Origin of the sequence: Streptomyces spiroverticillatus (genome assembly GCA_014650415.1) — a bacterium.
Lineage (GTDB): Bacteria > Actinomycetota > Actinomycetes > Streptomycetales > Streptomycetaceae > Streptomyces > Streptomyces spiroverticillatus.
Genome location: BMUX01000018.1, coordinates 61,550 through 77,972, shown reverse-complemented (window position 1 = coordinate 77,972; position 16,423 = coordinate 61,550). Strand labels below are relative to the sequence as shown.

The 16,423-nt window shown below is 72.0% G+C and carries 11 protein-coding genes; 2 read left to right on the top strand and 9 right to left on the bottom strand.

Annotation, left to right across the window (positions count from 1 at the left end; all coding sequences use genetic code 11):
• Positions 1-163: 163 nt before the first annotated feature.
• Entirely contained in the window at positions 164-2,968 is a 2,805-nt protein-coding gene (locus tag IE269_RS34595) for a M4 family metallopeptidase (RefSeq protein ID WP_189827231.1), read from the top strand.
• 373 nt (positions 2,969-3,341) lie between these two features.
• On the opposite strand, the gene IE269_RS34590 is transcribed toward IE269_RS34595, so the two are convergent.
• The 7 genes from IE269_RS34590 to IE269_RS34560 all read right to left on the bottom strand — a co-directional run bounded on the left by IE269_RS34590 (position 3,342) and on the right by IE269_RS34560 (position 12,354).
• Positions 3,342-4,430: a S1 family peptidase gene (locus IE269_RS34590; protein ID WP_189827230.1), complete on the bottom strand. Its 1,089-nt coding sequence runs from the start codon at positions 4,428-4,430 to the stop codon at positions 3,342-3,344.
• 265 nt (positions 4,431-4,695) lie between these two features.
• A complete protein-coding gene (locus tag IE269_RS34585; protein ID WP_189827329.1) occupies positions 4,696-5,715 on the bottom strand; it encodes a slipin family protein in 1,020 nt (339 codons plus the stop codon).
• Positions 5,716-5,867: 152 nt separating this feature from the next.
• Positions 5,868-6,743: a S1 family peptidase gene (locus tag IE269_RS34580; protein WP_189827328.1), complete on the bottom strand. Its 876-nt coding sequence runs from the start codon at positions 6,741-6,743 to the stop codon at positions 5,868-5,870.
• Between the two features lie 308 nt (positions 6,744-7,051).
• Positions 7,052-7,870, bottom strand: coding sequence for a DUF1684 domain-containing protein (locus IE269_RS34575; RefSeq protein WP_189827229.1), 819 nt, complete (start codon positions 7,868-7,870; stop codon positions 7,052-7,054).
• A 43-nt stretch (positions 7,871-7,913) separates the two neighbouring features.
• The gene (locus IE269_RS34570; RefSeq protein ID WP_189827228.1) at positions 7,914-8,759 is read right to left on the bottom strand and encodes an LLM class flavin-dependent oxidoreductase; all 846 of its coding nucleotides are present in this window, start codon (positions 8,757-8,759) and stop codon (positions 7,914-7,916) included.
• 2 nt (positions 8,760-8,761) lie between these two features.
• Positions 8,762-10,744 carry an FAD/NAD(P)-binding protein gene (locus IE269_RS34565; protein WP_189827227.1) on the bottom strand — a complete coding sequence of 661 codons (1,983 nt, stop codon included), beginning with the start codon at positions 10,742-10,744 and terminating at the stop codon, positions 8,762-8,764.
• Positions 10,745-11,157: 413 nt separating this feature from the next.
• On the bottom strand, positions 11,158-12,354 hold the full coding sequence (locus IE269_RS34560; RefSeq protein WP_189827226.1) for a DUF5685 family protein: 1,197 nt from the start codon (positions 12,352-12,354) through the stop codon (positions 11,158-11,160).
• A gap of 309 nt (positions 12,355-12,663) precedes the next feature.
• Between IE269_RS34560 and IE269_RS34555 the strand changes: the two genes are divergently transcribed.
• Positions 12,664-13,104, top strand: coding sequence for a cell division protein SepF (locus tag IE269_RS34555; protein WP_189827225.1), 441 nt, complete (start codon positions 12,664-12,666; stop codon positions 13,102-13,104).
• 31 nt (positions 13,105-13,135) lie between these two features.
• On the opposite strand, the gene IE269_RS34550 is transcribed toward IE269_RS34555, so the two are convergent.
• Both IE269_RS34550 and IE269_RS34545 read right to left on the bottom strand, forming a co-directional pair.
• Positions 13,136-14,329 (bottom strand): acyl-CoA dehydrogenase family protein, encoded by a 1,194-nt coding sequence (locus IE269_RS34550; RefSeq protein WP_189827224.1) that lies wholly within the window; start codon positions 14,327-14,329, stop codon positions 13,136-13,138.
• Positions 14,330-14,457: 128 nt separating this feature from the next.
• A complete protein-coding gene (locus IE269_RS34545; RefSeq protein ID WP_189827223.1) occupies positions 14,458-16,197 on the bottom strand; it encodes an MFS transporter in 1,740 nt (579 codons plus the stop codon).
• Positions 16,198-16,423: the final 226 nt, after the last annotated feature.

Here is a 16,423-nt window from a genome sequence, read left to right as displayed (position 1 = left end):
TTTCGCCGCACATCCGCCGCGGCCCCTTTACACATTCCCTCCCCCCGCCGTCCAGCCCCTCGCACCCCTCACTTGTGGACAGGACTTATTCCTTGATCAACATCCCTGCAACACCTTGCATGAACGATGAACAGCGCAAGCGACCACGGAAGTTGGGAACACCTTGAGCAAGTCCAGACCCACGGCAGCACCCGGCCGGACATCCCGGGCCGCCGGTGTCGCCGCGCTGCTCGGCGCGGCGGCCCTCCTGACCGGAGCCCTCCCCGCGCACGCGGCCCCCGCCGCTCCCCCGGCGGACGTCGTCCCCGGCGAGGGCACGGCCACCCCCGCCCTCGTCGACAACATCGCCGAGCAGGCCCCGGCCGCCGCCGCCCCGGCGGACGCCGCCCGCGGCCACCTCGCCGCGAAGAAGAGCCGGTACGCGATCGCCGACCCGCAGCGCGACCTGGCCGCCGCCGACACCGTCCGGGACGGCACCGACGAGACGGTCCGCTTCCAGCAGAAGCACCGCGGGGTGAAGGTGCTGGGCGGCCAGTACCTGGTGCGGATGCAGAGCAAGGGCGGCGACGAGCGACTCGTCACCGGCACCTCCGGCAAATACTTCACCGGCCTCGACGTCGACGCGAAGGCGACCGTCCCGGCCGCGACCGCGAGCGAGCGCGCGCTGTCGTCCGTACGGTCGCAGCTCGCGGGCGGAAAGCTGCGCCTGCCGGAGCAGAAGGGCGCCGGCACGAAGGCCCCCGGCGCGAAGGGTGCGCCCGGCGCCCCGCAGCTGAGCGCCGTCTCGCACGGGCTCGTCGTCCTGCCGCAGGGCAAGGGCGTCCTCACCCACCACATCACCGTCACCGGCTTCGACCCGCTCGCCAAGGCACCGGTCAAGCAGGAGGTGTACGTCGACGCGCACGCCGGGTTCCCGGTGCTGTCGTACTCCGGCATCCAGAACGCCCTGGACCCCGCCGCGCAGAAGGCGGACGGGGCGAAGAAGGCCAAGCAGCCCGGCACCACGGGCAAGGGCGTCAAGCTCGACGGCAAGAAGGTGAAGCTGGAGGTCGAGAAGCGGGGCTCCTCGTACCTCCTGATCGACCACACCCGCACCTGGAAGACCAGCAAGAACCCCATCACCACCTGGGACGCCACCGGCGTGGACGTCGGCGACGCGTCCGGCAAGTGGCCGGCGGGCATCAAGGAGGTCGCCTCCCCCTCGAAGACCTTCGACAAGAAGGTCACCGAGAGCGGCGCCATCGACGCGCACTGGGCGGCCGGGCAGGTCTACGACTACTACAAGAAGCAGCACAAGCGCGACAGCCTCGACGGCCGCGGCATGGCCATCAACTCCCTGGTGGGGATAACGGAGTACGGCTTCCCGTACGCCAACGCCTTCTGGGACGGCGACAAGATGGTCTACGGCAGCGGCGACGAGGAGTTCAAGAGCCTCGCCGCCGACCTGGACGTGGTGGGCCACGAGATGACGCACGGCGTCGTCGAGCACACCGCCGGCCTCGTCTACACCGGCCAGTCCGGTGCGCTCAACGAGGCCGTCGCCGACTACTTCGGCAACGCCATCGACGTGAGCGTCACCGGCAACGAGAAGTCCCGCGACGCCGGACTGATCGGCGAGGACCTGTGCCGTACGAAGTCCCCGCGCGACTGCGCGCTGCGCGACCTCAACGACGGCCGCACCACCTCCAAGGACTTCCTCGGCGTCGCCTTCGGCTTCGACCGCGGCGGCGTGCACCTCAACTCGACCATCTTCTCGGGCGCGTTGTGGGACATCCGCGAGGACCTCGGCGGCAAGCAGGCCGACCGGATCGTCTACAAGGCGCTCACCGAGTACCTCACCCCGCTCGACGGCTTCACCGAGGCCCGCGCCGCCGTCCTGGCCGCCGCGAAGGATCTCGGGGTCAAGGGCGACAAGCTGAAGAAGGTCACCCGCGCCTTCGCCGCGCACGGCATCGTGCCCGGCTGGGAGCAGGCCATCGGCGTCGACACCGACAAGCTGCTGGGCGACCTCAACACCCGGGGCACCGAACCCGGCGCGGGCGGCGGCTGGTGGGCCGTCTCGAAGTCCGACGAGGAGGGCGAGGAGGCGTACTCGGTCTGGGCCGGACGCACCGACGGCTCGGGCGGCGCGCCCAAGCTGATCAGCCCCAACGACGGGCGCTACCACACCTCTCCGGACACCGACGGCAAGACGGTCGTCTGGGTCGCGGTCGGCGCGAACGGCTCCGAGGTGCTCTCCCGCTCCCTCAAGGGCGGCCCGATCCGCACGATCCGTACGCTGCCTTCGCTGGCGGGCGCGGCGCACGTCTCCGGTGACGTCGTCACCTGGCAGGAGGAGAACGCGGAGCGCAAGCCGCGGGTGGCGTGGGTGCGCGGGAACGACCCGACGGTGCACTACGCCGACGGCGACGACGCGACGGTGACCACGGCACTGCCGACGGTGTCCGGCACGAAGCTGGCCTACGGCAAGATCTACCCCACCCCGGACGGCTACTCGGAGATCTCCACCGAGATCCTCGACCTGGAGACCGGCAAGAAGTCGCTGGTCCCGGCCAAGGGCGGCTGGATCGGCATCGCGAACCCGGTCCTCACCGGCAAGCACCTGTACTGGCTGGTCGACAACATCATGGACGACAGCCGGCAGATCCTGCGCCGGGCGAACGTCGACGGCACGGGCATGACCGACCTGATCCCGGAGACGGACGAGCGGGCGTACATCTGGAGCCTGGACGCGACGGACGCGGCGGTCACGTACACGTACTTCAAGCCGGGGCAGGACCTGGTCAACTCCAGCCTGTCCAAGCTGATCCAGGTCGACCCGGACGGGCTGAACCCGGCACGCGTCTCGTGCTCGCGCGGTGAGCAGTACGGGGTCGCCGCCGACACCGGGAAGCGGGTCCTCTGGGGCGACGGCACGACGGGCCACACGAACCTGGTCACCCGCGACCGCCCGGCGGGCCGCTGCTGACGCCTGGGGCGGCGGGCGGCACGGGTCCCTACGGTGAAGGGGCGGGGCTCGCTCGTACCGTCACCGGTACTGGGGTGTTGGTGCCCCAGCCCCGCCCCTTCACCTAAACCCGCGGGGCAATTGCACGGTTCCCGTGCGGGTGCGTCGTGGCTGGTCGCGCAGTTCCCCGCGCCCCTTCCAGGGGCGCGGGGAACTGCGCAAAACACCAGCCACCCACCCAGCCGCGCGGCCGAGCGCTTTAGGTGAAGGGGCGGGACCGGGGCGAAAACACCCCGGTACCGGGTGTCGACCCGACCGACCCGCACCACAACACGCCGACGGGCCCCGGCCCACCGCAACGGTGGACCGGGGCCCGTCGTTCACCCCTGACGCGTCAGCCGATCTCCGTACCCGTCGCGGCCAGCGCCGCCGGCACCGGCTGGAAGAAGGTCTCCCCGCCCGAGGAGCAGTCACCGCTGCCCCCGGACGTGAGCCCCAACGCCGTGTCGCCCGCGAAGAGCGCCCCGCCGCTGTCGCCCGGCTCGGCGCAGACCGTGGTCTGGATGAGCCCGTTGACGACCTGCCCGTTGCCGTAGTTCACGGTGGCGTCGAGGCCGGTGACCTCGCCGTCGTGGACCTGGGTGGTGGACCCGGAGCGGGTCACCTTCTGGCCGACGGTGGCCTCCCCGGCCTTGGTGATGGCCTGCGAGCTGCCGTTGTACAGGTTGACCTCGCTGGGGTGCGCGGTCGAGCCCGAGTACTTGACCAGCCCGTAGTCGTTGCCGGGGAACTTGGAGTCGGCGGTGGTGCCGATCGCCGAGCCGCCCTGCTTGTCCGACCAGCTCTGGATCTCGGCCGTGCAGTGACCGGCCGTGAGGAAGTACGCCTCGCCGCCCTTGGTCACGTTGAAGCCCAGCGAGCAGCGCGCGCCGTCGCCCCAGATGGCGTCGCCGCCCGCGATGAGGGGCTTGAACTCCCCCTTGGAGTGCTTCAGTCGTGCCTTGGAGCCCAGCTCCTTGACCGCCTTGTTGAGCTTGGCGAGGTTCGCGCCCTTCACCGTGCGGTCCGCCGTGACGACGATCTTGTTGCTGACCGGGTCGGTCGCCCAGGACGTGCCGGGGATGGACGCCTTGCCCGCGAGGGCGGTGCGCGCCGACTTCAGCTCGGCCAGGGTGTGCTGGACGATTCTGGCCTGCCCGCCGGCCGCCTTCACGGTCTCCGCCGCCGCCTTGTCGGTGACGTTGACGACGAGGGCCTTGGCCTTCGCGTCGTAGAAGGACCCGGCGGCGTCCGCGCCGAGCTTCTTGGTGAGCGAGGTCGCGAGCTGGTTGGCGCTCGCCACGGAGAGGGTCTTCAGCGTCGGCGTGGGGGCCGCGCCTTCGCTGGCGTTCGCGGTCTGGAAGGTGATGCCCGTGGCGACCAGGGCGACGACTGCGGTTCCGACCGCTGCCGCACGCCGCTTGGGTATGCGTCGGTGCTTCACAAGTGACCTCCTGTGGGGGGTCCCGAGCCCGGAATTGTGGGGGTGAGCCCGGGTGAGGCCCCACTATTCACAGGCTCACAGGGAGCACACAAGGTCGACTTCCGGACGCGCACACGACAACCACCGCACGCCCGCGTTCTCTTGACATGCCGTCGGCGTGCCCGTTTCGCGACCCCCCGGTCACAGTTGCGAACACCCCGTGCGACCGGCGGGGGCCCCTGGGTGAGGTCTACGCCTGTCCGGTACTGGGCGGTAGCGGGCCGGTTCAGGTCGCCCCGGGCGCGCCCGGCTCGCCGCCGTCCGCCGCCCCGTGCTCCTCTTCCGCAGCCGCCGTCGCACCCGACCCGGTGACCGCCGCGTGGTGTTCCTCCCCGTCCGCACCCGGCTCGGCCGACCCCACGGGGGCCGCGCTCTCGTAGTCGTACGGCGGCAGCGCCAGCTCCTCGGGTGTCACAGTGTTCCCCTGGGTCCCGGCCCGGTCCACCGGGGCCGCCGGAGCCGCTGTCGGGGCCGCCGGAGCCGGTGTCGGCGCCGCCCGCTCCAGGAACCTCAGCAGCTCCACCGGGAACGGCAGCACCAGCGTCGAGTTCTTCTCGGCCGCCACCGCCACCACCGTCTGGAGCAGCCGGAGTTGGAGCGCCGCAGGCTGGTCGGACATGACCCCGGCCGCCTCCGCGAGCTTCTTCGAGGCCTGGAGTTCGGCGTCCGCGTTGATCACGCGCGCCCGGCGCTCGCGGTCGGCCTCCGCCTGCCGGGCCATCGACCGCTTCATGGTCTCCGGCAGCGACACGTCCTTGATCTCGACCCGGTCGATCTGCACGCCCCAGCCGACGGCCGGGCTGTCGATCATCAACTCCAGCCCCTGGTTGAGCTGTTCACGGTTGGACAGCAAGTCGTCGAGCTCGCTCTTGCCGATGATGGACCGCAGCGAGGTCTGCGCCATCTGCGCGACGGCGAAGCGGTAGTCCTCGACCCGCACCAGCGCGTCCGCCGCGTCGATCACCTTGAAGTAGATGACGGCGTCGACCCGCACCGTCACGTTGTCCCGGGTGATGCCGTCCTGGGCGGGCACCGGCATCGTCACGATCTGCATGTTCACCTTGGTGAGCCGGTCGAGGAAGGGCACCACCATCGTGAAGCCGGGCCCCCGCACGGACTCCCTGAGCCGCCCCAGCCGGAACACCACCCCGCGCTCGTACTGCTTGACCACCCGGGCCGCCGCCATCAGATAGACCGCCCCGGCGCCCACGGCGGCGGCCCCCGCCATCACCAACTCCTCGACCATCATGGCCCCCTGGAGTCCCACTAGCCCCATTGTGTCCTGACTTGTCCTGAGAAGAAGGTAACCCCGGGGGACGACAGTCGACAGGCCCCCGCCCGGAGGAGTCCGGATCGGGGGCCTGCCCGCTGCTGGCTGCAGTCTGTGGAGACGCGGGGTCAGTAGATCGTGACCCCGTACGCGCTGAGTGCCTCGGTGACGGGCTGGAAGAAGGTCGTGCCGCCCGACGAGCAGTTGCCGCTGCCGCCGGAGGTCAGACCGATCGCCGTGGTGCCGGAGTACAGCGGGCCGCCGCTGTCGCCGGGCTCGGCGCACACATTGGTGCGGATCATGCCGTAGACGATGTCGCCGCCCCCGTAGTTGACGGTGGCGTTGAGGCCGGTGACCCGGCCGCTGTGGATGCCGGTGGTGGAGCCGCGCCGGGTGACGTTCATGCCGACGGTGGCGTTGCCGGCGCCCGTGATGTCGACGCTGCCGACGGTGCCCGGGTGCGGGACGGCGGTGTTGTCGTAGCGCAGGATGCCGTAGTCGTTGACCGGGAAGCTGGACCCGGTGGTCGGGCCGATGCGCGTCGTGCGGGCGGAGTTGGTGTACCAGGTGGGGTTGCCGTCGGTGCAGTGCCCGGCGGTCAGCGCGTAGTACGTGTTCCCCTTGCGGACGTTGAAGCCCAGGGAGCAGCGCCAGGACGGCGCGTAGATGGCGTCGCCGCCGGACAGCAGCTTGGAGAACTTGCCGGGGGTGCGCTCGATGCGCAGGGCGCGGGCCTGGTCGCCCAGGCTTGCCGTGATCCGCGCGAGCTCGGCGCGGGAGACGGTGCTGTCGGCGGTGACGACGAGGGTGTTCGTCGCGCTGTCGACGTGCCAGGCGGTGCCCGCGACGTCGGCGCGCAGGACGGCTGCCTGGGCGGTGACGAGCTGGGCGGCGCTCAACGAGGCGGTGGAGGCTGCGGGTTGGGCCTGTGCGTTCGGTACGGCGATGGCGGCGGTGGCGGCGAGTCCTGCCGCCACGGCCATGAAGCGGAAGCGTCTCGCCATTCCGCTGCGGGGTGTGGTGGTGCGCTCTTTCCTCACTTGTCGTTCCTCCCGAGGGGAATCGGGGGCCCGGTGCGGTGTGGGGAATCTCCCGGGGCCCGTGAGGCGCAGCCGGAGGCATCTCGGCGGGCCCCGTGGCCACTGGGGGTCCCGCAATGCCCCTGACAAGCGCTGTCTCGGGAGTATTCGGGCGCCTTTCGGGTCGCGCAAGGGCGTGTTTCGGCCGTACGCGGGCGTGCGGGAGTGCGACGCACTCCGGCCCCGGCTGCCACGGGGGCGACCGGGGCCAAAGTGACCCGACTTCCGTACGGCTAGCGCTTGTTGAGCTCCCCGACCGGGACCGCGAACGGCAGTGTGTTGCCCGGCGGCGGGAACGGGCAGATGAAGTGGTCGGCGAAGGCGCACGGCGGCAGCAGCGCCCGGTTGAAGTCCACCGTCACGCTCCCGTCCGCCTCGGGTGCGGCCGGCCGCAGGAAGCGGAACCGGTAGCTGCTCTTCCCGCTGCCCGCGTCGGCGAGGACGGCCCACAGCGACCCGTCCTCCTCGACGGCGACGTGCAGCGCGTGCTCAACCCCCTCGTGCGCGAAGAGGACCTGGCCCGCGAGCCCGAGCCCCCGCGAGCGCCCGTCGGCGTTCTCCACCTGCACGGTCCGGCTCTCCTCGTACGGCACGAACCGTCCCGCCAGCACCCAGGCCGGGTCGTACGCCCCGGCCTCGATGCCCGCGAAGGCGCTCCGCGCGTCGGACGCCGGGTCGAAGTCGCGCACCGCCCACAACCCCTCCCGGCTGAGGACGACCAGCCGCCGCTCCCCCACCGAGACCCGGGAGGCGGGAATCGCCCCCCGGTCGGGGCCGAGCGCGACCTCGCCCACGAAGGGCTTTCCGTCGACGCTGATCCCGTCGGCCTCCTCGGCGCTCAGCACGACCTCGGCGCCCGCGTCCTTCCACCGCCCGGGCACGCCGTCGATACGGCCGTCCGGATGGTCGGCGAGCCAGTGGGTGCCGGTCAGGGAGAGGGGTCCGTAGGGGGACGAGACGGTCTCGACGCGATGCTCGTGCCAGCGCTGCCAGTCCTGCGCGGCGGCCTGCGGGTTCTCCGGGGCCTCCGTCGTGTGATCACTGCTGCTCATGGGTGCAACCTTTCCATACGGTACGAAGTGGTGCCCGGCGCGTTCACGCCCGGCTCCCGGCGGTGTGCCGCCGGGCCGGGTCCGGGAGCCCCAGGTGCTCGCGGAGGGTCGCGCCGGAGTAGAAGTGCCTCAGCAGACACCTGTGTTGGAGGAGCGTGACGGTGCCGTTGACCAGCCGCTCCAGGTCGCGGTCGGGCTCCAGCGGCGTCACGTGGAACCCGTCCACCACGTCCGCCGCATGCCACCGGGTGAGCACCTGGGCGAGTCCGACGGGCCCTCCGGTGTAGCGGGCGGTGCCGTCCTGCCCGATCCGCACGGCCTCCGGGTCCAGGGCGGGCGGCCCGTCGAGGTGGGGCTCCCCCGCGAGGCCCACCGTGAGCGCCGCGAGCACCCGCAGTTCGTCGGGATCCCGCCCGGCGGCCGCCGCCCGCCTGCGCAGATCGGCCCGCATCACCCCGGCCTCACCGGGGCTGTACGCCCGTACGAGCACGACATCGGCGCAGTACGCGGCCACCGCGAGCCCGTCCGCCCCGCACACGGTCACATCCACCACCGTCACGGGCCGCTCCGGGCCCGCCCCGAACGCCTCCCACCCCGTCGCCGCCTCCTCGGCCCCCTGCGCCGCCGCGTCCACACCCCACCCGACACGCCCCCCGCCCTCCCGGAACAGGGCGGCCGGCGTCTCCCGCACCGGGGCGTCCACGGTGGGCACGAGCCCGACCCGGCAGGTCTCCGCCGCGCCCCGGACCAGCTCGTCGAGCAGGTCCGCCCCGGCGAGGGTCACGAAGTCCAGCGCCCCGTTCTCCGCCAGCCGCACCCGTGCGGCGACGCCTCCCGCGCCGCCGATCTCGGCCCCCAGATGCAGCGGCCTGCTCACTGCCGACCCCATGGTCACTCCCCCTCCGGACGTTGCGTTTTCGTGACGAGTAAGGGCCCCGCCGGTGCTCCCACCGGCACGGGCACGGCGGCCCGGGCCCGCACCCCGCCCAGCAGCCGCAGCAGTTCGCGCGCCGCCGCGTCGTTCTGCCGGAAGGCGGGGGCGTTGGTGCCGGGGCGGCTGAACGCGCCGCCGGTGCGGTCCGTCGTGAACGGGCCCAGCGCGAACCTCCGCCGGTGCCCTCCCGCGTCCGCGCCGCCCCCGGCCCGCACCCGGATGCGCCCGTCGTGCGGGTCCACCCGCAGCAGCCCGCTCCCCTCGGCGGCCTCGGCCCCGTCCTCGTACAGCCCGGTGAGCAGCGGACTCGTCGGCCGGGTGGCACCCGGCACCCTGGCCTCGACCAGGGCCCGCGCCTCCACCCACCGGCCGGGCACGCTCGTGCTCCCGGCCCGGAAGACCCCGCGCTCCTCGTCGGCCTCGACGCGCACGTCCGCCCCGAGGAACCGCACGACCCCGGCCCTGGACAGCGCGAGAAGTTGCCGCAGCCGGGGTCCGGGCGGGCCGGAGCCCAAGTAGCTGAACATGCCGTGCCACCACTCGCCGCCCTCCCCGGTGTCCCCGAGCGCGATCACCTGTCCGTAGACGGAGAGCAACGCCCCGAAGACCGCTAAGTCCGGGCTGCGCTGCGGGTCATGACGACGTGCCAGATCCTCCCGTACGTGGTCGCGCAGGGCTCCCTGAAGCGCCTCGTACGACGCGAAGCGGCGTCCCTCCAGCGGCCGGTCCAGCGCGTCGAGGTCGAGGCGGTCCGCAGGGTCGGGCACGGCGGCGGCGAGCAGCGCCTGCTCCTCCGCGCTGCCGGGCGCGACGGCGGCGTACCGCGTCTCGAAGTCGGCGCGGGCGATCGCGGTGCGTTCGGGGTGGGCGGTGAAGAGGCGGTGGTAGTGGGCGTGGCCCAGCTCCTTGCGGATCAGCGGCCAGACGTCGCGCCGGAAGTCGATGCCCTGCGGGCGGGCCCGCAGGGCGGCCACCTGCTCGGGTCCGAAGAAGCGCGGAAGCGGGGGCTGTTCGCCGCCCGGCCAGGCGTATCCGATCTTCGAGCGGTACGGAACACCGCGCCGCGACCCGACGTACAGCACCGGCTCCCGCCCGGACGGCAGGTACCTCAACTCCCCGTCCGGCTCGCTCTCGTAGCGTCCGCCGCGCCCCTCGGTGAGCAGGACCATCAGGTCCACGAAGGCCAGCCCGAAGCCCCGTACGAGCACGGGCTCCCCGGCCCGCAGCCCCGACAGGTCGGCGTCGGCGGTGAAGGCTGGTGGAACGTGGGTGAGCCCGCGTCGGCGCGCGAAGTCCGCCAACTCGTCAGGTTCCGCGTCCTGTTCGGACTCCAGGTGGCCGAGCGCGAAGACCACCGCGTCCGCGTGCAGCGGTGCCTCGCGGTCCTCCAGCCAGACGCGTTGGCGCCCGTCGCGCGGCCCGGTGACCCGCAGGGCCCGGGTGCGGTGCTCGTGGACCCGTATCCCGTCCGGCAGCGCGGCGAGCGCCTGCGCATACGCCCAGGCCAGGTAGGCGCTCTGCACCCGGCGGCCCACGAAGTCGCGCGGCCCGAGCTTCGCCGCTTCCGCCCGCACCTCGGGATCGGCGACCTCCGGCAGCGCACCGTCGCGCACGAGGGCGATCCACTCGGCGAGGGTCGGACCGGAGCGCACCGGGCCGGCCATCCGTACGGTGTCGTCGGTGAAGAGGGTGGTGTCCTCGGCGCGGGAGTTCATCCACAGCAGCGGCGACTGGTCGCGCCGCCAGATCCGCCCGCCGCCGGGCGGGTACGGGTCGACGAGGTGCACGTCGAGTCCGGAACTCCCCCACAGCGAGGGCGCGTTGGCGGCGATTCGTTCGAGCAGTCCGGTGCCGCGCGGTCCCGCGCCGACGAGCACGAGGCTCGGCACGGCGGTGCGCGGCAGGGGGAAGGAGGAGGGCAGGGGTGCTGAGGCAGGCATGCGGGGGCTCCGTGAACGCAGGTTCCAGACAAGGGAGTCCGCCCTCACGAGCACTGCTGCGACGGGGAACGCACACGGCGGCCCGAGCCCCTCAGCACGGTCCTGGGCCACGCCCGAAGGGATGATCCTGGGGCGAGAGTACGACCGTCGGTCCGTGATCTGTCAAGCGTGTCCACACTGTGGGCAGCGCGTCTCATCTCGGTTGACGCCTCACGGAAACACCTGTTCCATGAGCCCATGCATCCGCAGCAGTGGCTGGTCACGCGCTCCCACATCGACTTCGGTCGCGTGTGGTCCGCGTCCTGTTGAGCGTCAGACTCCACCAACCGCTGTCCGCTGCCCGCCGGCCACCGCCGCGTCCGGGCGCACACGCCTCCACCTCACTGCTGCACGCCCCCCTCGTACGTCCGGCGTCAGCAGCTGCAGTCGCAGCACCCACAGCATTCGCAGCAGTCGCATCCGTCACAGCAGTTGCCGCAGTCGCAGTCGCAGTTGTCGCACCAGCCGTCGCGCTTCTGCCGCGACCACGGTCCTTCGTACTCATTGGCACAGCACACCTGGCAGGTGCAGAACAGTCCGATGGCCACCATGCAGCCGGCCAGCAGCCCGCGCGGATTGCGCGGCGGCTCGGGCGGCGGCGGGGTCGGCCCACCGGGCTGCCCCGGCGTGCCCGGCGCGTACGGGCCGCCCGGCGGGGCGTACGGATTGCCGTTCGCCTCGACGGAAGCGGTCCCGTGTCCGGCGTGCCCGCAGGCATTCGTCCCGAACGCCCGGTGCACCGACTGCTGGAGTTCGTGTGCCAGCAGGACGTGCACCAGCTTGCCGTCGACGAATTCGGCCTCGCGCAGCGCGAGCCGTACTCCGTGCACGGCGTCGTCGCACAGCCGACGTGCCTCGGCGAGAGAGGTGCCGGTGGCGGTCAGCGGGTTCCAGGCACCCGACGCGTCGTCAGCGGCCTTGTCCTCCACGGCGTCCAGCAGGTGCGCGAGCCGACCGAAGAGCCGCCCTGCCTCGGCGAGCGGTGCCGCGTTCGACGGCCGCCCGGCGAGGACGGCGGTGTGCGCGAAGGCGGCGGCGGTCGCCGTCTCGGTCGGCTCGGTGACGAAGAGCAGCGGGGTGCCGATCCCGGCGACGGCCTCGATGCCGGTCTGCCGGTCGACGGCGTCGACCAGTACCGCCGTGTCGAAGCCGAGCGAGCCGCCGATCCGCGCCCCCGCCCTGTCCCAGCCCCTGGCCACCCGGCGCGCGGCGAGCGCGACCGGGCGGCGGCCCAACAGCCCGTCCCGGTCGGCCACGTGGTCGCGTACCTTCGCCGACGCCAGCACCAGCGAGACGGCGGCGGCCAGACGCGCCCCCTCGCCCTGCGCGACCGGAGCGGTGCGCATCGCGCGCAGCGGGCAGGGGCCCGCGGTGCGCCGCCAGTCCGTGGACCGTACGGACTGAGCCTCCGTCAGAACCGAGACGATCAGGCCGTCGTAGTTCGTGACGATCCGTGAGAACTGGCCGTGGTCACCGCGAAGTGCCAGACAGAGGCCGCACAGATGCGCCATCCACTCCGTCTTGAGCCCCTCGCCGAGCCGATGCGTGCATGGCCTGACGATGCCGAACATCCTGCGCCCCCGTAATGCCGTTCCGCCGCCGAAGGGCCGCCGAACACCTACTGAACTGTCCGTCAGGGATCGTACCGACGGCGTATGTTCACCCGTCCGTCCCCCCGCTCACCCATCTGGCCCGATGGTGAGATTTACACTCTCCCGGCGGCCCCCGCAACGACGGAACCCCGGTAAATCACCACAACTTCTGCACCAGTACCGTCACGAAAACCCTGCGCGCCGCCTATCCACTTGGCGCGCAATCCGCATGATGGACGACCATAGGGGGAGCGGAACACAAGCAGACCGCGGTGAAAGGAGGCGTTCATGGGATCGGTGCGCAAGGCGAGTGCCTGGCTCGGACTCGTCGAGGACAGCGACGACGACCGCTACTACGACGACGAGTACGCCGAGGGGAACAACGAGACACCCGAGCCCTGGGTCACGGACCCGCGGGTGCGTGTCGTCTCCGAGAAGGCCGAGGACCACGGCCGCCGCATCGCGACCGTGACGCCCGACGGCTTCCGTGACGCGCGCGGGATCGGCGAGCTGTTCCGGGACGGCATCCCGGTGATCGTGAACCTGACGTCCATGGAGCCCGGCGACGCCAAGCGCGTCGTGGACTTCGCGGCCGGCCTGACCTTCGGTCTGCGCGGCTCCATCGAGCGCGTGGCCACCCGGGTGTTCCTGCTGACGCCCGCCGACACGTCCATCGTGAGCGGCGAGGCCGCCGGCCGTCAGACCGGCGGCTTCTTCAACCAGAGCTGAGCCAAGGCACTCACCGGCACCCCCCTCCGGCCTACCGGAACGCGTCGAGCCCGGTGAGCGCCTTGCCCAGCACCAGCTGGTGCATCTCCACGGTGCCCTCGTAGGTGAGCACCGACTCCAGGTTGGTGGCGTGCCGCATCACGGGGTATTCGAGGGAGATCCCGTTGGCGCCGAGGATCGTCCGGCTGGTCCGGCAGATCTCGATCGCCTCCCGTACGTTGTTGAGCTTGCCGAAGCTGACCTGCTCCGGGCGCAGCTTCCCGGCGTCCATGCGCAGGCCCAGGTGGTGGGCGAGCAGGACGCCCTTGTGGAGTTCGACCGCCATGTCGGCGAGCTTGGCCTGGGTGAGCTGGAAGCCGCCGATGGGCTTTCCGAACTGTTCGCGGCTCTTCGCGTAGTCGAGGGCCGCTTCGAAGCTGGCGCGCGCCGCTCCCATCGAGCCCCAGACGATTCCGTACCGCGCGTGGCTGAGGCAGCTGAGCGGTCCCTTGAGCCCGGTGACCTCGGGGAGGACGGCGTCGGCGGGCAGCCGGACCTCGTCCATGACCAGTTCGCTGGTGACGGACGCGCGCAGCGACCACTTGTGGTGGATCTCGGGGGCGGAGAAGCCGGGGGCGTCGGTGGGGACGACGAAGCCGCGGATGCCCTCGTCGGTCTGCGCCCAGACGACGGCGACCCCGGCGACCGAACCGTTGGTGATCCACATCTTGCGGCCGGTCAGCACCCAGTCGCTGCCGTCCTTCTTCGCGTACGTCCGCATGCCCGCCGGGTCGGAGCCGTGGTCGGGCTCGGTCAGCCCGAAGCAGCCGATGGTCTCGCCGGACGCCATGGGCGGCAGCCACCGCTGCTTCTGCTCCTCGGAGCCGAACTTCCGAACCGCGTACATGGCGAGCGAGCCCTGCACCGAGACCAGCGAGCGGATGCCGGAGTCGGCGGCCTCCAGCTCCAGGCAGGCCAGGCCGTACTGGACGGCGGTGGCGCCCGCGCAGCCGTAGCCGGTCAGGGACATGCCGAGCGCGCCGATGGAGCCGAGTTCGCGGGCCAGCTCGCGGATGCCGGGGAGCTCGCCGCGCTCGTACCAGTCGGCGATGTGCGGCAGGACCCGGTCGGCGGCCCAGCCGCGGACCGTGTCGCGGATCGCGAGGTCCTCCGGGTCGAGCAGGTCGTCGATGCCGAGGGGGTCGGCGGGGTCGAACGGCGGAAGCTTCGCGGGACGTGCGGACATCGGGCCCTCCGGCGGCTCTCTTAACTAGCAGTGTTAGTTAAAGCTCCAGGGAGACGGTACGGGCCGGGGCCCGCACCGTCCAGGGGGCGCGGCCGGAGGCCGGTCCCGCCCCATGGCCGGGCCGGAGGTCAGTCCCGGCCCGCCGTCGCCTCGGCGGGCTCGCGGGCGGCGGGCAGCGTGCGGGGCTCGGGCTTCTTCAGCGAGTGGGTGACCTGCGCGGCGGGAGCCTCGGCCGGTTCGGCGTCCTGCTCCTCGTCCTGCTGCTCGTCCTGCTCCTCGTCCTGCTGCTCGTCCTGCTCCTTGCCCCTGTCCGCGTCCATGCCGCGCGGCAGCTTCAGTGCGGCGATCGCACCGACGAGCAGCAGGCCCGCGCTGGTCAGCAGGGTGACGTGGAGGCCGTGGACGAAGGCGACCCGGGCGGCGTCGTAGAGGGCCTTGCCCGCCGCGCCGCCGAGCTCCTTGGCGACCTCGTAGGCCTCGCCGAGCGAGTTAGAGGCGTACTTGGAGTCGGACGCCGCGACGCCCTCGACGTGCTTGAGCCCGGGGCCGTACGCGGCGTTCATCACGCTGCCGAGCAGGGCGATGCCCATGCCCGCACCGAGCTGGTAGGCGGTCTCGCCGATGGCCGCCGCGCCGCCCGCCGAGTCGGCGGGGGCCTCGCTGAGCATGGACTCGTAACTGCCGAAGAGGGTGGCCTGGAGGCCGAAGCCGAGCAGGATGAAGCCGCCCGCGAGCAGCCAGGGCTGGTCTTCCTGGCCCATCATCGTCAGCAGCGTGACGGAGGCCGCGGTGAGGGTGAAGCCGAAGGCGACCATCGCCCGGGGGCCGACCCGTTGCAGGACGTACGAGCCGAGACCGCCCGCCACCATCGCGGCGAAGGTCAGCGGCAGCAGCCGCATGCCGGTCTCCAGCGGGCTCAGGTGCAGCACCAGCTGGAGATACTGGACCGCGATCAGCTCCAGGCCGACCAGCGCCAGCATGCCCAGCACGATGCAGCCCACCGAGGTGGTGAAGGGCGCGCGGGAGAAGAGCTTCATGTCGATGAGCGGATGCCGGATGCGTCGCTGCCTGCGCACGAAGAGCAGCAGCAGGACCGCACCTGCCACCAGCGGGCCGATGGTCAGGACGTCGAGCGTCGGATCGCCGCTGCCCGCCCGCTTGACCCCGTACACGACACCGAGCACACCGGCGGAGGCCATCAGCGCGCCGACCACGTCCCACGGGCCCTCGCCGCTGCCCTTGGACTCCGGCAGCAGGAGGCGGCCGAGCGGGATGATCACGAGCATCAGCGGGATGTTGATCAGGAAGACCGAGCCCCACCAGAAGTTCTCGACCAGGAAGCCGCCGAGGACGGGTCCGGCGGCGGCGCCGATGCCGGTGACCGCGGACCAGATGCCGATCGCCATCGAGCGCTCGCGCCGGTCGGGGAAGACCGCACGGACGATGGACAGCGTCGCGGGCATGATCATCGCGCCGCCGACGCCGAGCAGGACGCGGGCCGTGATCAGCAGCTCCGGCGTCTTCGCGAGGGCGGCCATCGCGGAGGCGACGGTGAACAGCGCGTAACCGATCATCAGGACGCGCCGTCGTCCGACGCGGTCGCCGAGCGTGCCGAAGAGGATCAGCAGCGAGGCACAGACGAGCGGATAGGAGTCGACGATCCACAGCAGCTGGACCGAGCCGGGACGCAGGTCCTCGGTGACCGAGGGCACCGCGATGTGCAGGATCGTCGAGTCGAGGGCGACCAGGATGAGGCTCAGCAGCAGAACGACGAGCACGACCCAGCGGTTGGCCCCGTCACCGGAGAGGAGCCGTCGCCAAGGACCTCCCGCAGTCAGCTCTTTGCCGGCCGTGGTTGTCCCTGCCATGTACGTAACCTCCCAGTGAAATCCCTCGCGCTCGGTGGGCCGCCGGGGACGTGTCTGACGTGATACGTCCTGGTGGGCCCGGCATCGACGGGCGAGTGAGCCGTCAGCGTACGCGAGTTCACCCCCGGGATGCGTGGCCCATCTCTCACGGAAACGCCCCGGCCGGTGTGGCGTGCGCCACGCCCGCGCGCCGCACCGTGCGCCGCTCTCCGTCCCGTCACTCACT

Bases quoted from the DNA above. Each gene is read 5' to 3' on its own strand.
- IE269_RS34585 (WP_189827329.1), bottom strand. From the start codon at position 5,715: ATGGTCGAGGAGTTGGTGATGGCGGGGGCCGCCGCCGTGGGCGCCGGG.
- IE269_RS34580 (WP_189827328.1), bottom strand. From the start codon at position 6,743: ATGGCGAGACGCTTCCGCTTCATGGCCGTGGCGGCAGGACTCGCCGCC.
- IE269_RS34575 (WP_189827229.1), bottom strand. From the start codon at position 7,870: ATGAGCAGCAGTGATCACACGACGGAGGCCCCGGAGAACCCGCAGGCC.
- IE269_RS34570 (WP_189827228.1), bottom strand. From the start codon at position 8,759: ATGGGGTCGGCAGTGAGCAGGCCGCTGCATCTGGGGGCCGAGATCGGC.
- IE269_RS34565 (WP_189827227.1), bottom strand. From the start codon at position 10,744: ATGCCTGCCTCAGCACCCCTGCCCTCCTCCTTCCCCCTGCCGCGCACC.
- IE269_RS34560 (WP_189827226.1), bottom strand. From the start codon at position 12,354: ATGTTCGGCATCGTCAGGCCATGCACGCATCGGCTCGGCGAGGGGCTC.
- IE269_RS34555 (WP_189827225.1), top strand. From the start codon at position 12,664: ATGGGATCGGTGCGCAAGGCGAGTGCCTGGCTCGGACTCGTCGAGGAC.
- IE269_RS34550 (WP_189827224.1), bottom strand. From the start codon at position 14,329: ATGTCCGCACGTCCCGCGAAGCTTCCGCCGTTCGACCCCGCCGACCCC.
- IE269_RS34545 (WP_189827223.1), bottom strand. From the start codon at position 16,197: ATGGCAGGGACAACCACGGCCGGCAAAGAGCTGACTGCGGGAGGTCCT.